17 protein-coding genes are annotated in these 24,141 nt (G+C 62.7%); 9 read left to right on the top strand and 8 right to left on the bottom strand.

The window, feature by feature from the left end:
- Nucleotides 1-206 precede the first annotated feature (206 nt).
- The 6 genes from ACOVQ0_RS02640 (at nt 207) to ACOVQ0_RS02615 (ending at nt 8,407) form a co-directional block, all read left to right on the top strand.
- Nucleotides 207-2,570, top strand: a complete 2,364-nt coding sequence (locus tag ACOVQ0_RS02640; protein WP_421879911.1) for a TonB-dependent receptor plug domain-containing protein — start codon at nt 207-209, stop codon at nt 2,568-2,570.
- Nucleotides 2,570-3,652 carry a phytase gene (locus ACOVQ0_RS02635; RefSeq protein ID WP_421879907.1) on the top strand — a complete coding sequence of 361 codons (1,083 nt, stop codon included), beginning with the start codon at nt 2,570-2,572 and terminating at the stop codon, nt 3,650-3,652. The genes ACOVQ0_RS02640 and ACOVQ0_RS02635 overlap by 1 nt, the downstream gene beginning before the upstream one ends.
- Nucleotides 3,653-3,778: 126 nt before the next feature.
- Entirely contained in the window at nt 3,779-4,456 is a 678-nt protein-coding gene (locus tag ACOVQ0_RS02630; protein ID WP_421879904.1) for a PilZ domain-containing protein, read from the top strand.
- A gap of 123 nt (nt 4,457-4,579) precedes the next feature.
- Entirely contained in the window at nt 4,580-6,187 is a 1,608-nt protein-coding gene (locus ACOVQ0_RS02625; RefSeq protein ID WP_421879900.1) for an NAD(P)/FAD-dependent oxidoreductase, read from the top strand.
- Between the two features lie 20 nt (nt 6,188-6,207).
- Nucleotides 6,208-6,621: a GtrA family protein gene (locus ACOVQ0_RS02620; protein ID WP_421879897.1), complete on the top strand. Its 414-nt coding sequence runs from the start codon at nt 6,208-6,210 to the stop codon at nt 6,619-6,621.
- Nucleotides 6,622-6,631: 10 nt separating this feature from the next.
- A complete protein-coding gene (locus ACOVQ0_RS02615; RefSeq protein WP_421879894.1) occupies nt 6,632-8,407 on the top strand; it encodes a hypothetical protein in 1,776 nt (591 codons plus the stop codon).
- A 6-nt stretch (nt 8,408-8,413) separates the two neighbouring features.
- Here the strand turns inward: ACOVQ0_RS02615 and ACOVQ0_RS02610 are convergent, their stop codons facing one another.
- Both ACOVQ0_RS02610 and ACOVQ0_RS02605 read right to left on the bottom strand, forming a co-directional pair.
- Nucleotides 8,414-10,105 (bottom strand): tetratricopeptide repeat protein, encoded by a 1,692-nt coding sequence (locus ACOVQ0_RS02610; protein WP_421879892.1) that lies wholly within the window; start codon nt 10,103-10,105, stop codon nt 8,414-8,416.
- Entirely contained in the window at nt 10,087-10,815 is a 729-nt protein-coding gene (locus ACOVQ0_RS02605; RefSeq protein ID WP_421879890.1) for a 2OG-Fe(II) oxygenase, read from the bottom strand. Before ACOVQ0_RS02605 ends, ACOVQ0_RS02610 begins: the two co-directional genes overlap by 19 nt.
- A 430-nt stretch (nt 10,816-11,245) precedes the next feature.
- Between ACOVQ0_RS02605 and ACOVQ0_RS02600 the strand changes: the two genes are divergently transcribed.
- Complete coding sequence (locus tag ACOVQ0_RS02600) at nt 11,246-14,224, top strand: TonB-dependent receptor domain-containing protein (RefSeq protein ID WP_421879887.1); 2,979 nt, start codon at nt 11,246-11,248, stop codon at nt 14,222-14,224.
- Between the two features lie 101 nt (nt 14,225-14,325).
- Here the strand turns inward: ACOVQ0_RS02600 and ACOVQ0_RS02595 are convergent, their stop codons facing one another.
- Genes ACOVQ0_RS02595 through xseA form a run of 3 tightly spaced genes read right to left on the bottom strand, consistent with a single transcriptional unit; the run spans nt 14,326 to nt 16,887 of the window.
- Nucleotides 14,326-15,192 carry a M23 family metallopeptidase gene (locus tag ACOVQ0_RS02595; RefSeq protein WP_421879884.1) on the bottom strand — a complete coding sequence of 289 codons (867 nt, stop codon included), beginning with the start codon at nt 15,190-15,192 and terminating at the stop codon, nt 14,326-14,328.
- Nucleotides 15,182-15,382 carry a DUF2093 domain-containing protein gene (locus ACOVQ0_RS02590; protein ID WP_421879881.1) on the bottom strand — a complete coding sequence of 67 codons (201 nt, stop codon included), beginning with the start codon at nt 15,380-15,382 and terminating at the stop codon, nt 15,182-15,184. Before ACOVQ0_RS02590 ends, ACOVQ0_RS02595 begins: the two co-directional genes overlap by 11 nt.
- A gap of 26 nt (nt 15,383-15,408) precedes the next feature.
- Complete coding sequence (xseA, locus tag ACOVQ0_RS02585) at nt 15,409-16,887, bottom strand: exodeoxyribonuclease VII large subunit (protein ID WP_421879877.1); 1,479 nt, start codon at nt 16,885-16,887, stop codon at nt 15,409-15,411.
- Between xseA and purD the strand changes: the two genes are divergently transcribed.
- Both purD and ACOVQ0_RS02575 read left to right on the top strand, forming a co-directional pair.
- Nucleotides 16,886-18,172, top strand: coding sequence for a phosphoribosylamine--glycine ligase (gene purD, locus ACOVQ0_RS02580; RefSeq protein ID WP_421879874.1), 1,287 nt, complete (start codon nt 16,886-16,888; stop codon nt 18,170-18,172). The two genes, xseA and purD, sit on opposite strands and share 2 nt — an antisense overlap.
- A 73-nt stretch (nt 18,173-18,245) precedes the next feature.
- A complete protein-coding gene (locus tag ACOVQ0_RS02575) occupies nt 18,246-19,208 on the top strand; it encodes a sugar phosphate isomerase/epimerase family protein (RefSeq protein WP_421879870.1) in 963 nt (320 codons plus the stop codon).
- A 16-nt stretch (nt 19,209-19,224) separates the two neighbouring features.
- Here ACOVQ0_RS02575 and ACOVQ0_RS02570 read toward each other — a convergent pair whose 3' ends face one another.
- From ACOVQ0_RS02570 to ACOVQ0_RS02560, 3 genes are all read right to left on the bottom strand, one after another.
- Nucleotides 19,225-20,436: a CaiB/BaiF CoA transferase family protein gene (locus ACOVQ0_RS02570; protein ID WP_421879867.1), complete on the bottom strand. Its 1,212-nt coding sequence runs from the start codon at nt 20,434-20,436 to the stop codon at nt 19,225-19,227.
- Nucleotides 20,437-20,441: 5 nt separating this feature from the next.
- Nucleotides 20,442-22,328, bottom strand: a complete 1,887-nt coding sequence (locus ACOVQ0_RS02565; RefSeq protein WP_421879864.1) for a hydantoinase B/oxoprolinase family protein — start codon at nt 22,326-22,328, stop codon at nt 20,442-20,444.
- Nucleotides 22,329-22,345: 17 nt separating this feature from the next.
- Nucleotides 22,346-24,141, bottom strand: a 1,796-nt coding sequence (locus ACOVQ0_RS02560) for a hydantoinase/oxoprolinase family protein (RefSeq protein WP_421879861.1), incomplete at its 5' end; no start/stop codon positions are given.

The following is a 24,141-nucleotide window of genomic DNA, read 5'->3' as shown; positions in this document are numbered from 1 at the left end:
GACTTAAAATCCCTTGATCCTTGATCGTGCGGGTTCGAGTCCCGCCGTCCGCACCAGGCTGAAATGCCTTGCAGAATCTGCACGTTGCAAGTGCGTGACTGTGGCAAGGCGATTGTCATCGAACGGTCTTTGAACCGTCGCAAAACAGTCAGCAGCCGTCCCTAGAGGCAACGCCAAGCAAGCGTTACCATGAGGGACAATAGACAATGAACGTGATTTTCGAGCGGTCGCGCCGTGCGATCCTGCTGGGCAGTGCTGCGTTGTGCATGGCTTCGGTTGCCGCACCGGCTTTTGCTGCGGACGAGGCTGTTGCCGCAGCCGACGCTCTGGCTGCTGACGAAGCAGACGAGCAGACCCGCACTGCGCGCGAGATCGTGGTGCAGGGCGACATCGGTTTTCGCAACCACAGCGACGAAGCCGAGCCGAAGCTGGTCTATGACGAGGAATACTTCCGCCGCTTCGAACCGCTGACCGCAGGCGATGCGCTGAAGCGTGTGCCTTCGGTGACGTTCCTTTCTGACGTGCTGGAATCGGACGGCGCGCGTCTGCGTGGCCTTGATCCGGGCTATACCCAGATCCTGATCAACGGTGACCGCATTCCCGGTTCGAACGTGGACCGTTCGTTTTTCCTCGATCGCGTTCCTGCAGAACTGATCAAGCAGGTGGAAATCGTGCGCTCGAACTCTGCCCGTCGCACTGGCGATGCGGTGGCGGGCACGCTGAACATCGTGTTGCGCGATGCCTTCACGATGGATGGCGGATATCTGCGCGGCGGCGCGCTGATTTTTGACGATGGCGAGATCAAGCCTTCGGGCGGCCTGTACTATGGCGGCAAGTTCGGGCCGGGCCGCCTTCTGGCAGGCGTAAACGTGCAGGGGCGTTACAACCCCAAGAAAAAGAAGAGCTTCCGCTATGGCGATTCGCCGGAGAACAATCCGAACTACGCGACCGACGATTTTGCTGATCGCGAGGACCAGCGCGATACCCGCAATGGCACCGATTACGCCAGCAACCTGAGCTGGGCATACGACGACGGCGAGAACAAGTTCGAGATCGCGGGCAATTATGTGCGCACCGACCGCGACCAGATCGAGCGGTCGTCGGGCTATGATGACCCGACTTCGGCCACTGGCCCGATCCGCATCAATGCCGACGGCAACCTGACCTACGACAACTACAACCCGCTGTTCATCAAGCAGGAAAGCTGGGCGGCAACGGCGAAGTACGTCAAGGAATGGGATCTGGGAAAGACCTCTGTCCGCCTTGGCTTCGCTCGCTTCGACAACCGTGAGGAAGAGTTCGAGCACGAGATCGAGTTCGATCGTTCGACGCCCCGCTATACCGGCGATTATTCGCTGACGAACATCCGCGACGACGAGCTTTCGCTGCAGCTTGAGCAGACGTTCAAGCTGGGTGAGGGTTTGGAACTGGCCATCGGTGGTTTCGCGCAGAACAAGGATCGCGACACCGATATTTCGGACGTGCGCAACCGCTTCAACGTGGCCCGCACGTCGTTACTGACCTACAACCAGTTCACCAATAGCCCTGATGAGTTCGCCATCGCATTCCCGGCCACGTCTTCGACGCCGGGCGGCCTCAACACGATCGAGGAAGACCGTCGCGATCTCTATGCGCTGGTCGAAGGCGACAGCGGCGTGGTGAAGTACGAAGCGGGTCTGCGCTGGGAAAACACCAAGGTTGCGATCAATGATCTGACCGCCGCCACCCAGACCAATATCAAGTACGATGTGCTGCTGCCATCGGCGTCGATCAAGGTTCAACTGGGTGATGGCCGCCTGACCGCATCTGCCGCGCGCACCGTGCGCCGTCCGCGCTTCGACTATATCTCGCCCGCGCTGCTGGAAGCCGAACTTGGTGACAACGATCTGCTGGGCAATCCCGGCCTGCGCCCGGAAACGGCGTGGGGCGGCGATCTTGGCTACGAACACCGCATCGGCAAGACCGGGGTGATCGGTGTCAACGTGTTCTATCGCAAGGTGCAGGACCTGGTGGAACTGACCAACACGCAGGTCGAAGGGTCGGAAGGTTCGGGCACATTTGTCTATCAGCCGCGCAACGTGGGTGATGGCGAAGTGTGGGGTGTGGAGTTCGATCTTTCGGCGGACCTTGGTTTCATCGGCCTGCCCGATACCGGCGTGTTCGGTAACCTTTCGCTGATCGACAGCTCGATCCAGGATGAGTTCGGCAGCCGCCGGTTCAACGGCCAGTCGAAGTATGTCTACAACTTCGGCATGATCCAGAACCTGCCGAGCGTGGGCGCATCATTCGGTGCGACCTATCGTAAGCAAGGTTCGGCCTATGATCGTACCGTGGGCGAGGAAGTGACCACGCGTTACGGCGCGGATCTGGAGATCTTCGTCGAAAAGCGCATCGGCAAGAGCTTCACCATCCGCGCGGTGGGTTCGAACCTGCTCAACGGCAGCAAGGATGAAGTGTTCAACAAGTTCGCGACCACTGGTGACCAGATCGCTCGCGACTTTGACGAATATGAGATCGAATCCGAAGAGGCCGGCCCGGTGTTCCAGATCGTCGCGCGGTATGCGTTCTGATGGGGCGGAACGCTATTGCCAAGGCGGGATCGGGGGCTTTGCTCCCGGTCCTTGCCCTTTCGCTGGCGGCGTGTGCGGGAATGCAGGCTGCACCACGTCCCTATTATCCCGCGGTGGACGTGCAGGCGACGGGTGAAACCGCGCCGGTCGGTACGGGCAAGGCCGATGCGGCAGACGATCCGGCGATCTGGCGCAACGCCGCCAATCCCGCTGCAAGCCTGATCGTGGGGACGGACAAGAAGGCCGGGCTTTATGTCTATGGCCTTGATGGCAAGGTGCGCGATTTCATCGCTGCCGGGCTGCTCAACAATGTGGACCTGCGCGAAGTGACGCCGGGACGCATCGTGGTCGGCGCGAGTGACCGGACGGATGGGGCCGTGCCCAAGATTGCGCTGTTCACGCTGGACGGCACGACCGGCAAGCTGACCGCTTTGGGTGCGCAGCCGTTCATGGCGGCAGGGCGCGCGCCGGTGGAGGCCTATGGCTTCTGCATGGGCAAGGCGCTGGGAGCTGGAGAACTGGCACGGGCCTATGTCGTGCTGAAGGACGGCGAAGTTGCGGAAAGCCGCCTTGTGGAGGCGAGTGGCGCGATACGGGCGGAATATGTGCGTTCGGTAAAGTTCGCGACACAATCGGAAGGCTGCGTGGTGGATGACCGCACGGGCACGCTCTATGTGGCCGAGGAAGACGTGGGCATCTGGCGCGTGGACCTGAAGGCCGCTGCCCTGTCAGCCGAGGCGTTCGCGATGGTCGGGCCTGACAAGGGGCTGGTCGACGATGTGGAAGGGCTGGCGCTGGCCCCAGAGGGCGAGCGTGGCGGATATCTTGTTGCGTCAAGCCAGGGCGACAATGCCTATGCTCTGTTCGATCTGGAAACGGCTGCACCGCGCGGGCGCTTTCGCATCGCTGCAGGACGATTTGGTGCGACAAGCGACACCGATGGCATCGAACTGGCACTGGGCGACTTTGGCCCGGCCTATCCCCTCGGGCTTTTCGTGGCGCAGGATGGCGACAATGCCCCCGCTGCGCAGAACTTCAAGCTGGTAGGGTGGGGCGAAATTGTTCAATCATTACAAAGGTAAACAGTATTAACATTGAATAGAATGTGCGCTGGGTAACATCACGGTAGGACTTTCTGGCCTAAGTTCCCCAAATCCGGGGTTTGCGCGAGTCCCGGATATGGGGACCCATGCGCAAGGGGAAAGGGCTTGGCCCAGCCAGAAGACGATCTGCCGGATGCCGTAAATGGTGGCAACATGGACAGCAATGGGGCGGACCAGCGTGCCGCTCCGCGCTTCATGCTGCTTATCCGTGCAGCCAAGCTGATCGTCGATGAACGGTGCGAATTTCTCTGTGTGATCCGCGATGCTTCATCGACGGGTCTGAAGATCCGTCTGTTCAATACTTTGCCTTCGCACCGTTCTCTTGCGGTGGAAATGAGCAATGGCGATCGGTATCCGGTCGAACTGGTCTGGCACGAAGGCGAGTTTGCCGGTTTCCGCTTCGGTAGCGAAGTGGATGTGCAGCGCCTGCTGGACGAAAGCCACGGCCCATTTCCGAAACGGCAGGTGCGACTGCGCATAAACCTTGACGGGATATTGCATTCGGGCGGCGAAGCGCTGCGCGTGGCGTTTCAGGACATTTCGCAGCAGGGCGCGTGCATCGAAAGCGACAAGTGGCTTTTGATGAACGAGCTGGTGCGGATCGAGACGGACGTGATGCCGCCGCTTTATGCCAAAGTCCGCTGGCGCAGCCACCCGCGCTATGGCGTGCTGTTCGAACAGACGTTCAAGCTGGATGAACTGGCGCGCATTGCTGCGCCGTTGCAGGCCGGGGACCATGCGCACGATGCGCTGAGCCACCCTGAGCGCTTCCGGCGAATCTGACAATCGGGTTGCTGGCGCGCTGGGCGGCGAACTTTCGCCAATCCCGCGACTATCGTTAACCATCCCTTATCCATTTTCCTTCACCTCTGACACCAGCGAAGAGCGCTTGAGACGGGGGTTTTGATGGTTAACGGGACGATTCGCGCCACGGGTGCGACTTCAGCGAACCAGAGCCGTAAGGTTGATGTTGCAATCATCGGAGCGGGGCCGGCCGGGTTGACCGCCGGATACCTTTTGACCAAGCGCGGCTTTTCGGTGGCGATCATCGAAAAGGACGAGACTTACGTCGGCGGCATCAGTCGCACGGTGGAGCACGAGGGCTATCGTTTCGACATCGGCGGGCACCGGTTCTTTTCCAAGAGCCAGCAGGTGGTCGACCTGTGGAACGAGATCCTGCCGGATGACTTCATTCAGCGCCCCCGGATGAGCCGCATCTATTACGAGGGCAAGTTCTACTCGTATCCCCTGCGTGCGTTCGAGGCTCTGTGGAACCTCGGGATCGTGCGTTCGACGCTGTGCATGGTGAGTTTTGCCAAGGCCAAGGCGTTCCCGAACCGCAAGGTGAAGAGCTTCGAGGACTGGACGATCAACCAGTTCGGCAGCAAGCTCTATTCGATCTTCTTCAAGACCTATACCGAGAAGGTGTGGGGGATGCCCTGCGACGAGATGAGCGCCGACTGGGCGGCGCAACGCATCAAGGGTCTTTCGCTGTGGGGCGCTGTCACCGATGGGCTGAAGCGCAGTCTTGGGCTGAACAAGCGCCCGAACGACGGGATGCAGACCAAGACCCTGCTGGAAACCTTCCGCTATCCGCGCCTTGGCCCCGGCATGATGTGGGATGCCGCGCGCGACAAGATTCTGGCGACCGGCAAGGGCGAAGTGCTGATGGGCCATGCCTTCAAGCAGCTTGCCGCCGATGGGCAGGGCGGCTGGCGTCTCTCGGCCACGGGCGCGCAGGGTGATTTGGTGATCGAGGCCGCCCACGCCATCAGCTCTGCGCCGATGCGCGAACTGGGCGCGCGCCTGCATCCGCTGCCAGCGACATCGCTGGAAGGCAGCCGGTTGAAGTATCGCGATTTCCTGACCGTGGCGTTGAAGATCCGCTCGGAAGAACTGTTCCCTGACAACTGGATCTACATTCACGACAGCAAGGTGAAGGTTGGCCGCATCCAGAACTTCCGTTCGTGGTCGCCAGAAATGGTGCCGGATGACAGCGTGGCCTGTGTCGGGCTGGAGTACTTCTGCTTCGAAGGTGACGACCTGTGGGATTCCTCGGATGATGATCTGATTGCGCTGGCGACGAAGGAAATGGCCATCCTTGGCCTCGTCAGCTCGGAGAAGGTGATCGGCGGCGTGGTGGTGCGTCAGGAAAAGGCCTATCCGGTCTATGACGATGAATATGCCGCCAATGTGCTGGCCATGCGCACCGAACTGGAGGCGGCGCATCCGACGCTGCACTTGGTGGGGCGCAACGGGATGCATCGCTACAACAATCAGGATCACGCGATGATGACCGCGATGCTGACGGTGGAGAACATCGCTGCGGGCGCGCGCCAATACGATACCTGGTGCGTCAACGAGGATGCGGAATACCATGAAGCGGGCGACGAGGGTGCAGAGAAGATCATTCCTGCCCGTACTGCGCTGAGCGACGACCAGGCAGCGGCCCTGGCATCGGTGCGCGCCGTGCCCGAACGGATCGTGGCCGAAAAGCCTGCGAAGGCTGCCTGACTGTAACTCTGGTGTCGGAAATGAACGGGATGATCCTGCCGATGATCGACCGCCTGCGCCGCGTCACGCTTCTGCGCTATCTGCTTGCCAGCGTGGGGGCGCTGGCGGTGGACATGGGGTCTTTCCTTGCGCTGCTGGCGCTGGGCACGATCCCGGTGGCCGCGTCTGCCGCAGGCTATTCGCTGGGCATCGTGGCGCACTGGCTGCTGTCGAGCAGGGCCGTGTTCACCGATACGGTTGCGGCGGAGCGCGATGCGCGCAACCGTCAGAAGGCCCTGTTCGTAGGTTCGGCGCTGGTCGGGCTGGGCCTGACCACGCTGATCGTGGCGGCGGGTACGATGGTGGGCGTGGATTCACGCCTTGCCAAGATCGCGGCGATCGGTGCGAGCTTCACCGCGACATGGCTCTTGCGCAAGCGGGTGGTCTTTCAGTGAGACAGGTTCGATGAGGGGAGCCTTCGCAGGTTCCTCAACGGAGGATGTGGGCGTTTCAACGCCGTGGCGTGCCGTGCTGGTGGTGTGGCTACTGGGCGCCGCGCTGATGCTGGCGGCGGGATGGGGCAACTTTTCGCCCGCGCGCTTCCTTGATGGTGACGATGCCCTGCGATTGCAGCAGGTGCGCGACCTGCTGGCGGGACAGGGCTGGTACGACCTTACGCAATATCGCATCGCGCCGCCTGATGGCGTGCCGATGCACTGGACGCGCGTTGTCGATCTGCCGATTGCGGGGGTAATCCTGCTGCTGCGCCCGCTGATCGGTGCAGTACAGGCAGAAGTGGTGGCGATCGTGCTCGTGCCGCTGCTCTCCCTTCTGGCGGCAATGGCGCTGACGGCGCGGCTGGCGGCGCGTTTCTTTGGCGCGAGCGCCGGGGCCATCGCGGCGCTGCTGGTTCTGATGGCAGTGCCCGCGTCGTTTCGCATGATGCCGCTGCGCATCGATCATCACGCCTGGCAATATGTGCTCGCGCTTGTCGCGCTCAACGGCATGGTATCGCGCTCGGCAAGGCATGGTGGCGCCTTGGCGGGGCTGGCACTGGCGCTATCGCTGGCGATATCGTTGGAGGCGCTGCCGCTGGCAGTGATCTTTGCGGGCGTTTGCGCGGTGCGGTTGTTGCGGGGCGATGATCGCTGGCTGGTAGCCTATATGGCCGGACTTGCCTTGGGCGGTGCCGCGCTGTTTCTGGCGACACGCGGCGTCCTTGATCTCGTCGACTATTGCGATGCGCTTTCGCCGGTGCATCTGGCAGCTTTTCTTTGGGTGGCGGTCGTTTGCGGATTGGCTTTGCCCCGGTTGCGGACGCGGCCTCCGGCGCTTGGTGTGATTGCGCTGGGCCTTGCCGGTATGGGTGCCTTGGCAATCATGGGCCTGCGTGCGCCGCAGTGTCTTTCCGCCGATGCCTTTGGCGCACTCGATCCCTTGGTGAAGCGGGTGTGGCTGGGTTCGGTGGTCGAAGGATTGCCGTTCTGGCGGCAAGGCCTTGTCCTTGGCGCAACGATGGTGCTGCTCCCGGCCCTGGGCCTGCTCGCCTGCTGGCGTTTGTGGCGCAAGGCGGGAGACGGGCAGGAGCGGGCCTTGTGGATCGACATGGCGCTGCTGCTGGGCGGAGCAACGCTGATCGGCCTGCTGGTGGCGCGTGCATCTGCCGTGGCGTGCCTGTTTGCCGCTGTGCCTGCGGCATGGCAGGTGATGGATCAGATCGCGCGATGGTCAGCCGAACCGCTGCTGCTGCGCCGCCTTGCGCGGGTGCCGTTGATCATGGCGCTGTTCGTGCCGGGAGCAATGGTTGGCGTGGCCGTATCGGCCTTCGATCCGCCCAAGGCGGCGTCGCACAATTCGATGCAGGCGTGCAATTTCGCTGCTCTTGCGCCCCAGATTGCCGCTATGCCGCGCGCCACGATCCTTTCGGGGCTGGACATAGGGCCGACCCTGCTGGTTACCAGCCAGCACACGGTTGTTGCCACAGCGCATCACCGGGCCAGCGCGGCGATGAGGGATCTCATCCTTGCTTTCCTCGGCCCCGATTACGGCGCGCGTCAGATCATGGCGCGGCGCGGCGCAACGCTGGTGGTGATCTGCCCGACGGGAAGCGAATCGCGCGTTTATCGCAAGCTCGCGCCCGATGGCTTCATGGCGCACTTGGTAAAGGGGCGTGCGCCCGATTGGCTGGAGCCGGTGCCGGTGGATGCAAAGTCCGGGGTAAAGGTCTGGCGCGTGCGTTGATCCGCGTCAGCGGGCGACGGCCACGTCGAATGCCACAGACATCCGCTCGCCCGCGCCGAAGGGCTGCGTTCCGTGGTAGAACGTGCTGGGAAACAGCACCGCGCTGCCCGCGACCGGGGTGATGGTGGCCAGTGGCGGCAGATCAAGCCCAAGATCGGGCGGTGATCGGCCCAGATCGAGGCATCCCGCGTCCAGCACGCCAGCGTCTGGTGGCACCACAAGATGCACGGCGGATGACAGAATGCCTTGCGGGTGAACGTGTTCTGTGTGCCGGCCGCCGCCTGTCATGCGGATGGACCAGCTCCCACGGATGAACCATTCACGGTCACGGTGGCGCAACAGCGGATGGTTTTCGTCCGCCAACGGCAGTTGGGCGCGGAAATCTGCCAGCATCTGCTCGATGGCGACGCGCAATGTGCGCAGTTCCGGTTCCATGCGGTCGAACAGGCCGCCCCATGTCTGACTGCCGCTGCGCACCGATTGGCCCACGGGCGGAAGCGAGCGGGCGTGCAGATCACGTAGCAGCGCGACGAGATCGGCCAGAAAAGCGGCGGACAGGCCAAGCGAGCGTTGGGCGTAGAGTCCAGGCTGGCCGTGCAGCCACTGCGCGCGCGGATCATCCATCATGCGCCATGCCAGATCGCGCAAGGCCCAGGCCGAAATCGTATCGGGCCGTTGCGCGATGACTTCGCCCAGCAGCGGGTCGGCGCGATCAGGCGCGTGCTGGCGCAGGCGGTGACGCGCTTCCTGCAGCTTGCGCTCGGGACTTTGCAGGTCGAGCGAGGCAAAGATGCGCTCTGCCCTTTCCAGATCGCCCGCCGCGCCTGCATGTTCAGCCTCGGCCAGCGCAAGCGCTATGTTTCCGGGTAGCGCGGCAGAGGCGCGTGCAACGACCTCTGCCGCTTCGGCGTGCCGATCTGTGCCGGACAGTGCGGTGGCCCATGCCAGTGCGATGGCCGGGTCTTGAGGTGCTGCCTTTGCTGCTTGGGCGAAATGGTCGCAGAACTGATCTGCTTCGCCTGCGCCCCAGCGCAACTGGGCCAGAAACGTCAACCCGTCTGTCCATGTCGGCAATTGGCGGACCAGCGTTTCAGCCAGTTCGCGCGCTTCTGCCAGTCTGCTGGAACAGGCCAGCGCCTGCGCATAGCCCAGAAATGCCGTGGCATCGGCGCGATTGTGCGGCAGGGCCTGTTCGAACCGGGCGCACATGTCGGCTTCGCCACGTTCCAGCGCAATCCGCGCGCGACCGTGCAGGCCGCGTGGGTGCTGGCCTTCAAATTTGAGAAGAGCGTCATAGCCACGCGCGGCCTCGTCTAGCTTCCCCAGATCACGGGCGGTGGCGGCGCGTACCGACCAGTATCGCGGAACCTGCGCAAAATTGCGCTCTGCCGCGATCAGTTGCGCAAGTGCATCCATTCCGCGACCGAGACGAGACAGGGCGATGGCACGGTTGCACAGGGCTTCGGCATGGCGGGGGTCGGCCACGAGCGCGGCTTCGAAGCGCGTTATCGCTTCGGCATGACGGCCTTCGCCGACAAGGAAGGTGCCCGCGCTGTTAAGCAGGGGCGCGCTTTTGGGAAAAGCGGCGATTCCTTGCACAAACAGGGCTTCGGCACCTGCTGTGTCGCCTGCCGATTTTGCCGCTATCGCGCGGTCACGCCATTGTTGGGCAGTAAGGTTCACCGGTCTCTGAGCCATCCGGTAATCGAATACCGCGCACGCGGCGCGAAAGGCGGAACATAAGTGACCTGATGCAACTGCGGCACGCGCAGCAAGTTCAGCGTGTTGAAGCGGGGTTTCCAGCCACAGATGACATCGCCCTGGTCATCCAGAAAGTTGAGATAACCGCCCCAGTCCGGTTGCCAATCGGTGGCGGTCAAATTCAGCACATAGGCAACGCGCCATCCTTCGGCGACATGGCTGTCGTTGTGGACGGACAGAAAATCACCGGGTCCATAGAGTGTGGCCTGAGCATCGGCTTTCAGAAGTTCGGGAATGCCGGTGACTTCGCGGACCAGATCCAGAAACGGTGAATCGTTCAGGTGCTCCATCACCAGATCGTGCGGCCCGGCAGGCTGGGCAGATTGCAGATAGGCGTCGAGGATGGCGTACTGCGTAAAGCGCACAGCATATTCACCCTGCGCGGCGGAGCGGTGAATCGCGTCGATCAGTTCGCGCTGACGGGGCGGTGGCATGGCGGAAATCTGGTTTGCGTCCAGCTTTTGCGGCCCGGTCTTTCCGGCCTGCCAGGCGATTCCCCACGGCGTCTGCCGCGCGATGATATCGCGCAAGTTGGCAGCCGATTCCGGCGTGAGCAGATTGTGAATCTGCACGCGGCCTTCCTTGGCAAATTGGCGCACGGCAGCAGCCCGATCGATGCCGGACGCCAAGTCGAAAATCCGGATCATCTCTTGCCATGCCTCATGATGACGGGACGCTAGTCTGGCCGGTCGATCAAAGTCAATTCTGCATGGTTTTGACAGGGCGGTGGTTTCAGATGAAATTGGCCTGTGTGGCGAAACATTTGGCAAGATTTACGCTGGATGAACGCAAGAATGTGGCAAAATTGCCCAATGGTCTGTGCCGAATCCCGCCAATTCGGCGGTTTGACGGGATTTGCGGGGTGTTGCGCCATTGCAACAACGCGGGTCATTAGGTTCGCGGCATGTTTCATTTGCTTTACAGATTCCACGCGCTGTGGCGAAAGGGCCGACAGTTTGCGGGTGATTGGTTGTTGCAGGCGAAACTTTTCGCAAAGGACCGCACCCTCGCAATCTACAAGGTAGGGTTGGGCTGGCGCATCGTGGTGCGCTGCCGGGCTAACAGGAGGACTGATTCGTGATTCAAACTAGGATGCTCAAGCGCGCAGCGCTGAAGAGCTCGGCGGCGGCTACCGCCGTTACGCTGGCGCTGGTATCTACCGTCGCTTTCGCACAGGAAGCGCAGGCTGAAGGCGAAGAGCCGCAGCAGGCGATCGTCGTAACCGGTTCGCGCATTGCGCGCACCGACGTGACCAGCGTTGCCCCGGTTTCGGTGGTTGGCGCGGATGAATTCCGCCTGACGGGTACTGTGAACGCCGAACAGGTGCTCAACACCCTGCCGCAGGTCATTCCGGGCACCACGTCGTTCTCGAACAACCCCGGTGGCGGCGTCGCCACGCTCGACCTTCGCGGTCTTGGCGCGCAGCGCACGATGGTCCTCGTCAATGGCCGTCGCTACATGTTTTACGGCACCGACCAGACGGTCGACCTCAACACCATCCCGACCTTCCTGCTGAAGAACGTCGAAGTGGTGACCGGTGGCGGTTCGGCCGTTTACGGTTCGGACGCACTGGCTGGCGTCGTCAACTTCCAGCTCCGCGACAACCTCAATGGTCTGGAAGTCGGCGCGCAGCAGAGCATCACCGGTCAGGGCGACGGTCGTCGCTTCAACGCCAACGTTGCGCTCGGCACCGAATTTGCCGACAACCGTGGCCATGTCACCGTTTACGGTGAATACAACAAGCGCGGCAGCGTGTTCCAGTCGGCTCGCGATTTCTCGCGCAATGCACTGGGCGATGGCGCAACCAGCCTCGTTCCGCTCGGCTCGGCAGGTGTGCCGCAGGGCCGTCTCGTTGTCAGCCCGAGCCTTGCCCTTGGCGCCGGTTCGAGCTGCACCGCCGGTTCGGAAGTGAACTGCTTCCAGATCGCTTCGGGCACCAACTATCCGGGTCTTGGCGCGTTCTTCGCGGCACCGGGCGCCAGCCGCCCCTACACCGGCGCTGACAGCTACAACTTTGCCCCCGTCAACTACCTGATGGTCCCGCAAGAACGTTGGCTGATCGGTGGTTACGGCGATTACGAAATCAACGCGAACGCCAAGGCCTATTTCGAATTTTCGTACGTGAACAACCGCGTCGAAAACGAACTGGCTGCTACGCCGATCACGCAGAACGTCGATTTCCAGCTTAGCCGCATTCAGGGCTTCGTATCGGCGAACGATTTCGCACAGCTGACGCAGATTGCTGCAAACCAGCAGGCTGCGATTGCATTTGCCGCATCGCCCGCTTGCGTCACCGCAACCGGTGCGCAGTGCGCCAACCCATATGGCGCGTTCACTGCTGGCACCGGCCAGTTTGGTGCGCTTCAGCCGGGATCGGTGCGCGTGCAGGTGAACACCCGCACGACCAGCATCTCGTCGCGCAACGCTTCGGATGATCGCAGTGCATATCGCGCTCTGGCCGGTGTGCGTGGTGATATCACCGACAGCATCCGTTACGACGCTTACTACATGTACTCGCGCACCCGGAACTCGCAGATCCAGGAAGGCAACGTTTCGCGCAGCGCCTTCACGCGTCTGGCGGGCAACGGCACCTGCAACGTGTTCGGTGCAGAACTGCTGAGCGACTCGTGCCTTACCTCGATCGCAATCCTTGCGCAGAACACCGTGATTTCGGAACTGCAGGTTGCACAGGGCAGCATCACGGGTGACCTGTTCAAGTTCGGCTCTGCCAACGAACCGGTTCGCTTCGCGGTCGGCACCGAATGGCGCAAGATGGGCAGCGAATTCATCCCTGACACCGCGCTTTCTTCGGGTGACGTCGTTGGCTTCAACGCCGGCCAGCCCACCGAAGGCAGCTACACGGCTACCGAGTTCTTCGGCGAACTTTCGGTTCCGCTGATCCAGGACAGCTTCATCCACCGTCTCGAAATCGACGGCGCGGTTCGCTACTCCGACTACTCGCTTGCTGCTGTTGGTGGCGTGTGGGCCTACTCCGGCGGTATCCGTCTCGCTCCGGTTCGTGACATCACGTTCCGCGGTCAGTACCAGCGCGCCATCCGTGCGCCCAACGTGGGCGAACTGTTCGGCGGTCAGTCGGTCGGCTTCCCGGCGGCAACCGATCCGTGCTCGCTTGCTTCGGCAGCAACCAACACCACCATTCGGAACCTCTGCATCGCCACGGGCGTGCCGGCTTCGTCGGTTGGCACTGGTCTCGCACTTCAGCCGAACGCCCAGATTCAGGGTGCCTTCGGTGGCAACCCGAACCTGAGCGAAGAAGTTTCGGATACCTGGACCGCCGGTGTGGTGATCCAGCCGAGCTTCGTGCGCGGCCTCACGATGCAGGTCGATTTCTTCGACATCAAGATCGAGAAGTCGATTGCGACTGCAGGCGGTGGTGTGAACAACATCCTCAACCTGTGCTACAACGTGATCCAGAACGCCAACAGCGCGATCTGCGGCCTCATCAGCCGCGACAGCCAGGGCATCATCTCCGGTCCTCCGTTCGTGGTGAGCGCCAACAACGCCAACCTCGCATCGCTGAAGACCCGTGGCGTCGACTTCCAGCTCGACTACGCAACCCGCATGGGCTTTGGCCTGTTCGGTGATGAATCGCGCCTCGCCTTCAACCTGCTGGCAACCTACACCGACAACTACACGTTCACGCCGCTGGTCGATCTGCCGGATGACAACGTGCAGTGCGCCGGTCGCTTCGGTCTGAACTGCGACAACCCGATTCCGAAGTGGAAGGCCAACAGCCGTCTGAGCTGGATCGATGGTCCGATCACCACCTCGGTCCGCTGGCGCTATGTTGGCCCGACGCGTGATGACGACGATGATACCGACTTCATCGTTGAGCGTCTCGGTGCCTACAACGTGTTCGACCTCAGCCTCTCGGCTGAAGTGACCGAAGGCGCTACGCTGAATCTCGGCATCAACAACCTGTTCAACAAGCAGCCGCCGATCATCGGCAGCAACGCGCAGCAGGCAAACACCTACCCGAGCACCTTCGACGTGCTTGGTCGTGACTTCTTCGTTTCGGCTCAGTTCCGCTTCTGATCCGTTTCGAAGTCTGAACAGAGAGGGGCGCCGAACCAAGGTTCGGCGCCCCTTTTTGCGTTTGCAGGAAATGTATGCGGTGCGGTGGAGGCGCTGCGCGCTTAGATGGATGGATTGAGGAGAAGCAGCGGATCGAGCCTGCTGCTGCCCCACTTGATCGACCAATGCAGGTGCGGTCCGGTGGCGCGGCCCGTGGCGCCGATACGACCGATGGGGTCGCCCTGCTTCACGCGGTCACCTTCCTTCACCAGCAGCGCCGAACCATGCAGGAATGCACTGTTCAGGCCCATGCCGTGATCGAGCATGAGCAGGTGCCCTTCAAGACTGAACGGTTTGTCCGCTGCGGCAAGGATCACGACACCATCGGCAGGTGCGACATAAGTGGTGCCTGCGCCGCCCGCGATATCGAGGCCGGAATGATAGGCCGCCGGTTCGCCCTTGTAGATGCGCTGTGATCCGAATCGGCCCGACAGGCGGCCCGGTGCGGGGCGGATGAAGTTTTGCCGCCACCCTTGCGCGCCGGAATCAAGGCTGCGCGCCGCGCCGATGCGGGCGAGTTCGGCCTTGCGCAGGCGCAGATAGTCCTCATCGGTTACGCCGCCGGGTTTGCGCGCCACGTTGATGTGTTCGATCTGCCACGCCCGCGGGGCTATGGTAAGTGTCTCGGCAGCAGGCTTGCCACTGGCAAAGGTTGCGACGAGTTGGGCAGATGTGCCGGCATTGCGGTCGAACGCGATCAGGAAAGCACCATCAGCGGCGAACGACACCGGCTTGCCATCAAGCGCAAGCGCCGACGCGCCGGGGGCAAGCCGACCGCGCACCCAACCCCCTTGTGTCAGGCGACCACCGGGTTCCAGCGTGATTGGCCGGGCAGGGGTATTGCCGACGGCAAGCTCGGCCAGAAGCGCGGTGGTTCCCGCAAGGAAGCCCCGGCGCGGAACGGTCACGCCCGGCGCTTCACCCTTCAAGATGGCGCTTCGTCGAGATTTCGGCACTGGCATAGGCTTCCTGCCGTTGCGCGCACCAATAGCGCAGAGCGTCGAGCGGGATCTTCTCGCCCGATACTGCACAGACCACGTGATCGCCGCCCGAAAGCTGGCGGAAGCTGCCGGGAAGATAATGAAGGCGCGCGAGGCGGCCGGATTGGGACATCAGCATGGGAGCAATGTAGCGCCTGCTGCGCTTCAGAACAATTCCTGCTGTCCTGCAGAGCGCGCAGGTGGCCTTGGCTTTGGTGCGGGCCGAGGAGGCGCGGCGGTTTCGCCCGCAGTCACATCCAGCGTGCCATCAGCGAATTTGAGCGTCAGCGCGGTACGTTGCGCGGCCGTTGCCTTGTCCTTCACAAGGTTGTCGTCGCGGTCGGTTACCAGCACGTAACCGCGTTCCAGCGGCGCTTCGGGATTGAGCGAGCGGCGCAGGCGATCCAGCGAATCGACCTTGCCGCGCGCATGTTCGATGCGCTGAAGCAGCACTTCAGGCCGCAAACGGCGCGCGGTCAGGCGTTCGCGCTCACGGTCTACCCGCGCGGTCAGCAGGGCGGGACGCAAGGCTCCGGCGTGGCGGGCCAGCAGCGATCCGGCGATTTCGGTGCGATGGAGCAGGGCACGGCGCAGGCGTTCGCCCAGATCGTCGACGCGCTGTGCCTGCCCCTGCAACAAGGCCTGTGGTTGCGGCAAGCGCTGGCTGCGCGCTTCGAGGCGCTCCTTTGCCTGGGCAAGCTGCCGGGCAAGGGCGCGACGCTGGCGGGCGTTCAGATCGGCCACGAATGCTGCGAGTTCTGCCTGCACCGGAACGGCCAGTTCGGCCGCAGCAGTGGGCGTGGGGGCGCGCAGGTCAGCCGCGAAATCGCACAGGGTGGTGTCGGTTTCGTGCCCCACGGCGCTGATGATCGGGATGGAGCAATCGGCAACCGCGCGGACGACGTCTTCTTCGTTGAAGCACCACAGGTCTTCGATGGAGCCACCGCCGCGCGCAACGATGACCAGATCGGGGCGCGGGATGGAGCCGCCGGGCTGAAGTGCGGAAAAGCCGCGAACGGCATTGGCGACTTGCGCGCCAGCGCCTTGTCCCTGCACCAGCACCGGCCAGACGATCACACGGGTGGGGAAACGGTCCGAAAGCCGATGCAGGATGTCGCGGATCACCGCGCCGGTGGGCGAAGTGACGACGCCGATCACGCGCGGCAGGAATGGCAGGGCCTTCTTGCGCGCAGGATCGAACAGGCCTTCGCCTTCAAGCCGCGCCTTCAGCTTTGCCAGGAGTGCCAGCAGCGCACCTTCACCCGCGATCTCCATCCGGTCGATGACGATCTGGTAGTTCGACCGGCCCGGATATGTCGTGAGCTTGCCCGTAGCGATCACTTCCACGCCGTCTTCAGGCCGGAAGTTCAGGCGCTGCACATTGCCGCGCCACATCACCCCATCAAGGCGGGCATTCTCGTCCTTGAGGCTGACGTAAAGGTGGCCTGATGCGGCGCGCTTCACGCCCGAAAGTTCGCCGCGCACGCGCACAAAGCCGAAACGATCTTCGACCGTGCGCTTGAGCAGGGCGGAAATCTCGGAAATGGACAGCGCCGGAGCGTTGTCGCCAGCCGTTTCCCTCGCTACTAGCCCGCCCGAGCCATTTGCATCATCGTCGTCATAGGGCGCGGAAGGGAAAGCCATGAATATCCTGCTGTTGGGATCGGGTGGGCGCGAACATGCCCTCAGCTGGAAATTGGCCCAATCGTCGCTTCTGGACAAGCTCTATGCGGCACCTGGCAACCCCGGCATCGCAGATCATGCACAGATCGTTGCGCTGGACCTGACCGATCATGCGGCGGTGGTGACCTTCTGCGAAGGCCATCGCATCGGTTTGATCGTTGTCGGCCCGGAAGCACCGCTGGTCGATGGTCTGACGGATTCGCTGCGTGCGGCGGGCTTTTCGGTATTCGGGCCAAGCCGGGCGGCGGCGCAGCTCGAAGGATCAAAGGGCTTTACCAAGGATCTCTGCGCACGGGCAGACATCCCTACGGCAGGCTATGTTCGCGCAAAGTCGCTGGAAGAAGCGCGTGCGGCGCTGACCGAATTTGGCGCGCCGGTGGTGATCAAGGCCGATGGGCTGGCGGCGGGCAAGGGCGTGGTCGTGGCCATGACGATGGCCGAAGCCGAAGCGGCGGTTGACGACATGTTCGACGGCGCGTTCGGCTCTGCGGGCGCAGAAGTGGTGGTCGAGGAATTCCTGACCGGCGAGGAAGCTAGCTTCTTTGCGCTGACCGATGGGGCGACGATCGTGGCGTTCGGATCAGCACAGGATCACAAGCGGGTAGGCGACGGAGACACCGGTCCCAATACGGGCGGCATGGGTGCCTACAGCCCGGCACGGGTGTTGACGCCAGAGCTTGAGGCGCTGGCGATTGCCAAGATTGTCGGTCCCACGGTCAAGACGATGGCGGATGAAGGCAATCCCTATTCCGGGGTGCTCTATGCCGGCCTGATGCTGACCGAGCAGGGACCGAAGCTGATCGAATACAACGCGCGCTTTGGCGATCCCGAATGCCAGGTGCTGATGATGCGGCTGGAGAGCGATCTGGTGGAACTGCTGCTGGCCTGTGCCGATAACAAGCTGTCGAGCATTGCGGCGCCGCGCTTCTCTGGCGATGTGGCGATGACCGTGGTCATGGCGGCGGAAGGCTATCCCGGTACGCCGAAAAAAGGCGGGCGGATCGATCATATTCCAGCGGCAGAAGCAGGTGGGGCGAAGGTGTTCCACGCCGGAACCACGCTTTCGGCAGATGGTGTGCTGGCCGCCAGCGGCGGGCGCGTGCTGAACGTGACGGCCAAGGGACCAAGCGTGAAGGCTGCGCGCGACGCGGCCTATGCGGCAGTCGACGCGATCAGTTTCCCGGAAGGCTTCTGCCGCCGCGATATTGGCTGGCGCGAAATCGAGCGCGAAGAATCAGACGCTTGACGGCAGGGGGTACGACAGCGCAAGGTTGACCAGACAGCGCAAGACAATGCGCGTGAATTGGGAGCCTGAACGCATGAACCGTCGCACTTTCCTTGGCGCTGCAGGTGCAGCCACGATCACCGCTGCGGCAACCGGAATTGCGCCTTCGCTGGCAGCGGCGGGCAAGCGCCCCTTCGGTATCCAGCTATGGTCCGTGGCAAAGCTGTTGAGCGAGGATTTCGAAGGCACGATCGCCATGTTGGCAGGGCTGGGCTACCGCGAACTTGAGACGTATGGGCCTTATACCTTCAGCGATCCACGCCAGATCGAAGGCTGGAAAAAGACCGCGGAAATGCTGGGCTTTTCGGGCAGCGGTTTCTTCGGCCTGAGCACGGCACAGATCAAGGCGGTGTTTGCAAAGCACGGGTTGACCGTGCCGTCGATGCACACTGATCTGTTCACGCTGCAAACGCGAATGGGCGAACTGGCCGAAGCGGCGCAGGCGCTGGGCGCAACCTATGTGACCCTGCCGAGCCTTCCCGCAGAGCAGCGCGCCACGTTCGACGATTACAAGCGTGCAGGCGACCTGTTCAACAAGATCGGCGAGGACGCCTCGCGCCACGGCGTGCGCTTTGCCTATCACAACCACGGTTATGGTCTGGCACCTGTGAACGGCAAGGTGCCGCTCGATACGCTACTGGATGCGACCGACCCGGCGCACGTGTTCTTTGAGATGGACACCTATTGGACGACGGCGGGCGGCGCTGATCCCAAGGACTATCTGGCGCGTTACAAGGGGCGCTACCGGATGATGCACCTGAAAGACATGAAGGGGCAGCACCGCTTTGCCGGGGATGGCAGCGGCCCTTCGGACTGGATTTCCATGTTCCCGTTCCTGACCTATCTGGGCGATGGTTCGTTGGACATGGCAGGCATCATTGCTGCGGCGCAGGATGCCGGGGTGGAGCATTTCTTCGTCGAGCAGGACCGTGCCGATGATCTCAAGGTCGCGATCACCGGCAGCGCCAATTACATGAAGAAGATCGGCTTCGAGTAAGGTTGCCGACGGGGCGTCAGATGACGCCCCGTTCCGCCATCTGTGCCAGCGCGGCTTCATCTAGGCCGAGCAGTTCACCATAGATTTCGGCGTTGTGCTGACCGACTTTCGCTGGCGCAGGGCGACGCACCGATCCGGGCGTGAGCGACAGCTTGGGAAAGCTGGACTGCATCTTGAGCGGACCGAAACGCTCGGTTTCCACCTCGATAATCGCCTCGCGCGCCTGAAAGTGCGGGTCTTCCAGCATGTCCGGCGCGCGATAGACGCGGCCTGCGGGGATCGAATGTTCGATCATCAGCGCATCGACCTCGTCGATGGTCAGCGTGCGGGTCCACTGGTTGATCAGTTCGTCCAGTTCGTCCTGATTCTCGCCACGGGCGATGTGCGTGGCGTAGCGTGGATCGTCGCCCAGTTCGTCACGCCCCATCGCGCTGGCAAGCCGCTTCCACAGCGAATCCTTGTTCGCACCGATCATGAACTCCCCGTCCTTGCACGAATAGACGTTGGACGGAGCAATGCCCTTGAGCACCGAGCCGGAGCGTTCACGAATGAAGCCCGTCCGATCGTATTCGGGGACGAGGCCTTCCATGACCTGCAGCACCGATTCATAAAGCGCGGCATCGATCACCTGTCCGCGCCCGGTTTGCGTGCGTTCATGCAGTGCTGCCAAGACGCCCATGCAGCCATAGGTGGCGGTCAGCGTATCACCGATGGACACGCCCATGCGGCTCGGCGCGCGATCGGGTTCGCCCACGATATAGCGCCACCCGCCCATCGCTTCGCCAATGCCGCCGAACCCGGCGCGGTCGGAATAGGGACCGGTCTGGCCATAGCCGGACATGCGCGCGATGATCAGGCCAGGTTGTTCGGCCAGCAGCACGTCCGGGCCAAGGCCCCACTTTTCCATCGTGCCGGGCTTGAAGTTTTCGATCAGCACATCGGCATGGGCGATCAGCTTGCGGACCAGTGCCTGTCCTTCGGGCACGCGCAGGTTGGCGCTGACCGAGCGCTTGTTGCGCGCGATCACTTCCCATTGGACCTTTTCCGAGCCTTGCCCCCAATCGCGCATCGGATCGCCGGTTACGGGTGGTTCGACCTTGATCACGTCGGCACCCATATCGCCCAGCAACTGCCCGCAGAACGGTCCGGCCAGAAGCTGGCCCAGTTCTACCACGCGGATATTGCGCAGCGCGCCGGGGTTGGTGGTTGCGGAAGCGGTTGCAGTCATCGTCGTCACTCCGCCGCTTCCAGTAGCGGCCATTCGGGCTGGATCGGGGCTGGCAGGCCAGTCTCGCTTTCGCAATTGGCGCGCAGCACGTCTATACCGGGGCCGTAGTTGAACACCGGCAGCGAGCCCCGCTCTTCGCGCAGGCGCGCGCGCAAGGCTTCCGTCTCGGCCGAATTGACCGCGCCTCGGTCATCCACGATCACGCCATAGGCCCGCGCGCCGGTGGGCGTGACCAGACCCTGCGCGATTTCCCGTGCCACAAGAGCCGGATCGCGCTCCAGCGGATCGCCCCAGCCCCCGCCGCCCCAGGTGATGAAGTGCAGCATGTCACCGGCTTCGACTTCAAGGTCTTCCACCTTGTTGCCGACGATGGTCTGCGTGCCATCGGGCTTTTCCAGAATCTTGCGCGCACGTGAGCCTGGATCACCCCCGTTGACGCCCCACGGCGGCACGAACCAGCGGTCGTCATGAATGGCGATGACGCCTTTCGACAGGAAGCGATAGGTCATGCGGATGCCGTTGCCGCCGCGATGCAGACCCGCTCCGCCCGAATCCGGCTCGCACTCGTAACGCTCGATCACCATCGGGAAGTAGCGTTCGAGAAACTCGTTAGGCACATTGGTGAAGCCCGGCCAGAGCGAATGGCCATCCGGCCCATCGCCCATCGGGCGACCGGGAATCCCGCCGAAGCCGATCTGGAAAAGCTGGAACCATTCGGCATTCTTGCCCGGTCGCTCGTCGTTGCCCGCGTAGAACAGGTGCGGCGACGAGGAGAAGCCTGCAGCGTTCAGGAATTCCGGGGTCTTCTGGCCAAGCAATCCGCCCAGAATATCGAAGATGCGGCCAAGTGCATGAGTGCGGCCCGAAAGCGCGGCGGGGAACTTGGGCTTCAGCAGCGATCCTTCGGGGATGCGCACGTCGATCAGATCGTAGAACCCGTCGTTGAACAGGATCTGCGGATCGAAGACCATGATCATGTAGATGCCGAAGAACATCTTGAACATGTTCTCATTCAGCAGAAAGTTGATCGAGGCGACGGACTGAGGATCGGTGCCCGCAAAATCGAGAACGACCTTTTCGCCCTCGCGCCACATCGTGCATTTGATCCTGTAGGGACCAAAGCCCATGCCATCGTCGCAGATGTAATCCTCGAAGCTCACCGGCTCTTCGGCCACGGCCATACCGATCAGCGCCTTCATCGCGCGATGGTTGCGCGCCAGTAGTTCCTGCGTGGCCGAGACATAGACGTCATCGCCGAAACGCTCTGCCATCTCTATCACGCGCCGGGCAGCCACACGGCAAGAGGCGATCAGGGCATTCAGGTCAGCCGCGCACCAATCGGGCTTGCGCGTCTGGTGCATGACAAGACGGATCAGATCAGCGTTGTATTCGCCTTTCTTCCAGATCTTTACAGGCGGGATGCGCACGCCTTCTTCGAAGATCGAACGCGCGTTGATCGGCATTGAGCCGACAACCTTGCCGCCGATATCGGACTGGTGCCCGAACATCGATGTATAGGCGATCAGGCGTCCGTCCTTGAACACGGGGAGCAGCACCAGCCAGTCGTTCGAATGGCTGATCGCCCCGCCGACCGAATAAGGGTCGGACAGGAAGATCATGTCGCCGTCTTCCAGCGTCCCGGCATAGTTTTCAAGGAAGCCGCCGATGAAGCTGCCGAACTGCCCGACGATCATCTTGCCGGTATGGTCGGCGATAAGCGGAAAAGCATCGCCCTGTTCGCGGATGCCGGGTGACATTGCGGTGCGAACCAGCGTGGCGTCCATTTCGATGCGCGCGTTGCGCAGCGCGTTTTCGATGATGTCGAGCGTGACCGGATCGATGGCAATGCGCTCGAACGGCGTGTCGTTGGTCTGGATGATGGTTGCAGGCATGTCTCGCGCTCCCTCTCTCAGGCCGGATTGATCAGAATGTTGCCGACAGCATCGACGGTGCCCACGCAATTGCTCTCGATCAGCGTGGTGGAATCCATCTCGCAGACCACGGCGGGGCCGGGGATCACGTCTCCGGCGCGCAGTTTGGCGCGGTCATAGATTGCGGCAGCCTGTTCGCGCCCGTCCATCCACAGCACATGATCACGCATTTTTGCAGCGACAGGGTTGCCGTCGCCCTTTTCCAGTTCGGCGGCGGGCAGATCGAGCGCGCGGCCCATTGCCACGGCGCGCAGGTTCACGATCTCGTGCGGGGTATCCATGTTGAAGGTGAACAGCCGCTTGTGTTCGGCATCGAAGCGGGCGAGGATTCCGGCTACGCCATCGGCAGTCAGCACATCGGGCGTGATCGTTAGCGGCACTTCAAAGGCCTGCCCGGCATAACGGACGTCCACTTCGAAAGCGGTGCTGATTTCATCTGCGGGCACGCCGTCTGCCAACAGTTCGGCGCGGGTCTGCGCAGCCATTTCATCAAGGATGGCGATCAGGTCTGTCGCTTCGGTCTGGCTGGCAAGGCGGCTGAACGAACGCGCGGTTTCGGTGCGCATCCGCGTGGTGGCATCGCCCAGCGCACAAAGCACGCCGGGGCTGACGGGTGATATGGCAGGCCATGATCCCATCAGGCGCGCAACGGCATTGACATGCAGCGGTCCGGCCCCGCCAAAGCCCATCAGCGCGAAATCGCGCGGATCATAGCCCTGCTGGACCGAGATCATGCGCAGGGCGCCGAACATGTTCTCGTTCACGATGTCGATGATGCCGCGCGCGGCGGCCATCAGGTCGATCCCCAGCGCGTCGGCGATGGTCTGCACCGCCTTTTTCGCGCCTTCGCGGTCCAGCCTGAACGTGCCGCCCAGCAGGTTTTCGGGCAGATAGCCCAGCACCACGTTGGCATCGGTCACGGTCGGCAGCGTGCCGCCCTTGCCATAGGCGACCGGCCCCGGAACCGCGCCCGCACTCTGCGGGCCGACGCGCAAGGCACGGGTCAGCTCCGGCACATAGGCGATGGAACCGCCGCCCGCGCCCACGGTCTTCACGTCCAGCGCAGAAGCCCGCACGGAAAGGTGGCCGACTTCGGTGGTGCGCTGGCGGCGCGCTTCAAGGTTTTCGATCAGCGCAACGTCGGTGCTGGTGCCGCCAACGTCGAGCGTCAGGATGTTCCTGATCCCTGCATTGCGCCCGACCCAGATGGCACCGGTCACACCGCCCGCAGGCCCGGACATCAGGATGTTGACCGGATGCTCCTCGGCCTTCTGCGCGCTCATCAGCCCGCCGTCCGAACGCAGGAGCGAGAGCTTGCCGTTCATCCCCGCTTCGGCAAGGCGCGAGCGGAGGTTGGATACGTATTTGCCCACAACCGGGCGTACCGCAGCATTGGCTACGGTGGTAAGCGTGCGTTCGTATTCCTGCATTTCGGGCAGGACTTCGTGGGAAAGCGAAACCGGCAGGCCCGGCATGATCTCTGTCGCGAGTTCGCCAACGCGCTTCTCATGCGTGCCGTTGGTATAGGCGTTGATCAGGCTGACGGTGATCGCCTCCACCCCATTGGCCTTCAGGGCGGTAAGCTGGTTGCGGATATCGGCATCGTCGATGGGGCGAATTTCCGCGCCTTCCGCGCTGATGCGGCCCTTGATCGTCACCGTATCTTCCAGCGCGGCCAGCGGTTGCGGCTTGGGCCAGACGATCCATCCGGCAAGACCGCCCGGCACAAAGCTGCGCGCGATCTGCATGACATGGCGATACCCCTCGGTGGTGA

The organism is Novosphingobium sp. (genome assembly GCF_049240505.1).
In the GTDB taxonomy this organism is placed as follows: domain Bacteria; phylum Pseudomonadota; class Alphaproteobacteria; order Sphingomonadales; family Sphingomonadaceae; genus Novosphingobium.
This window is presented reverse-complemented; position numbering and strand designations above follow the sequence as displayed.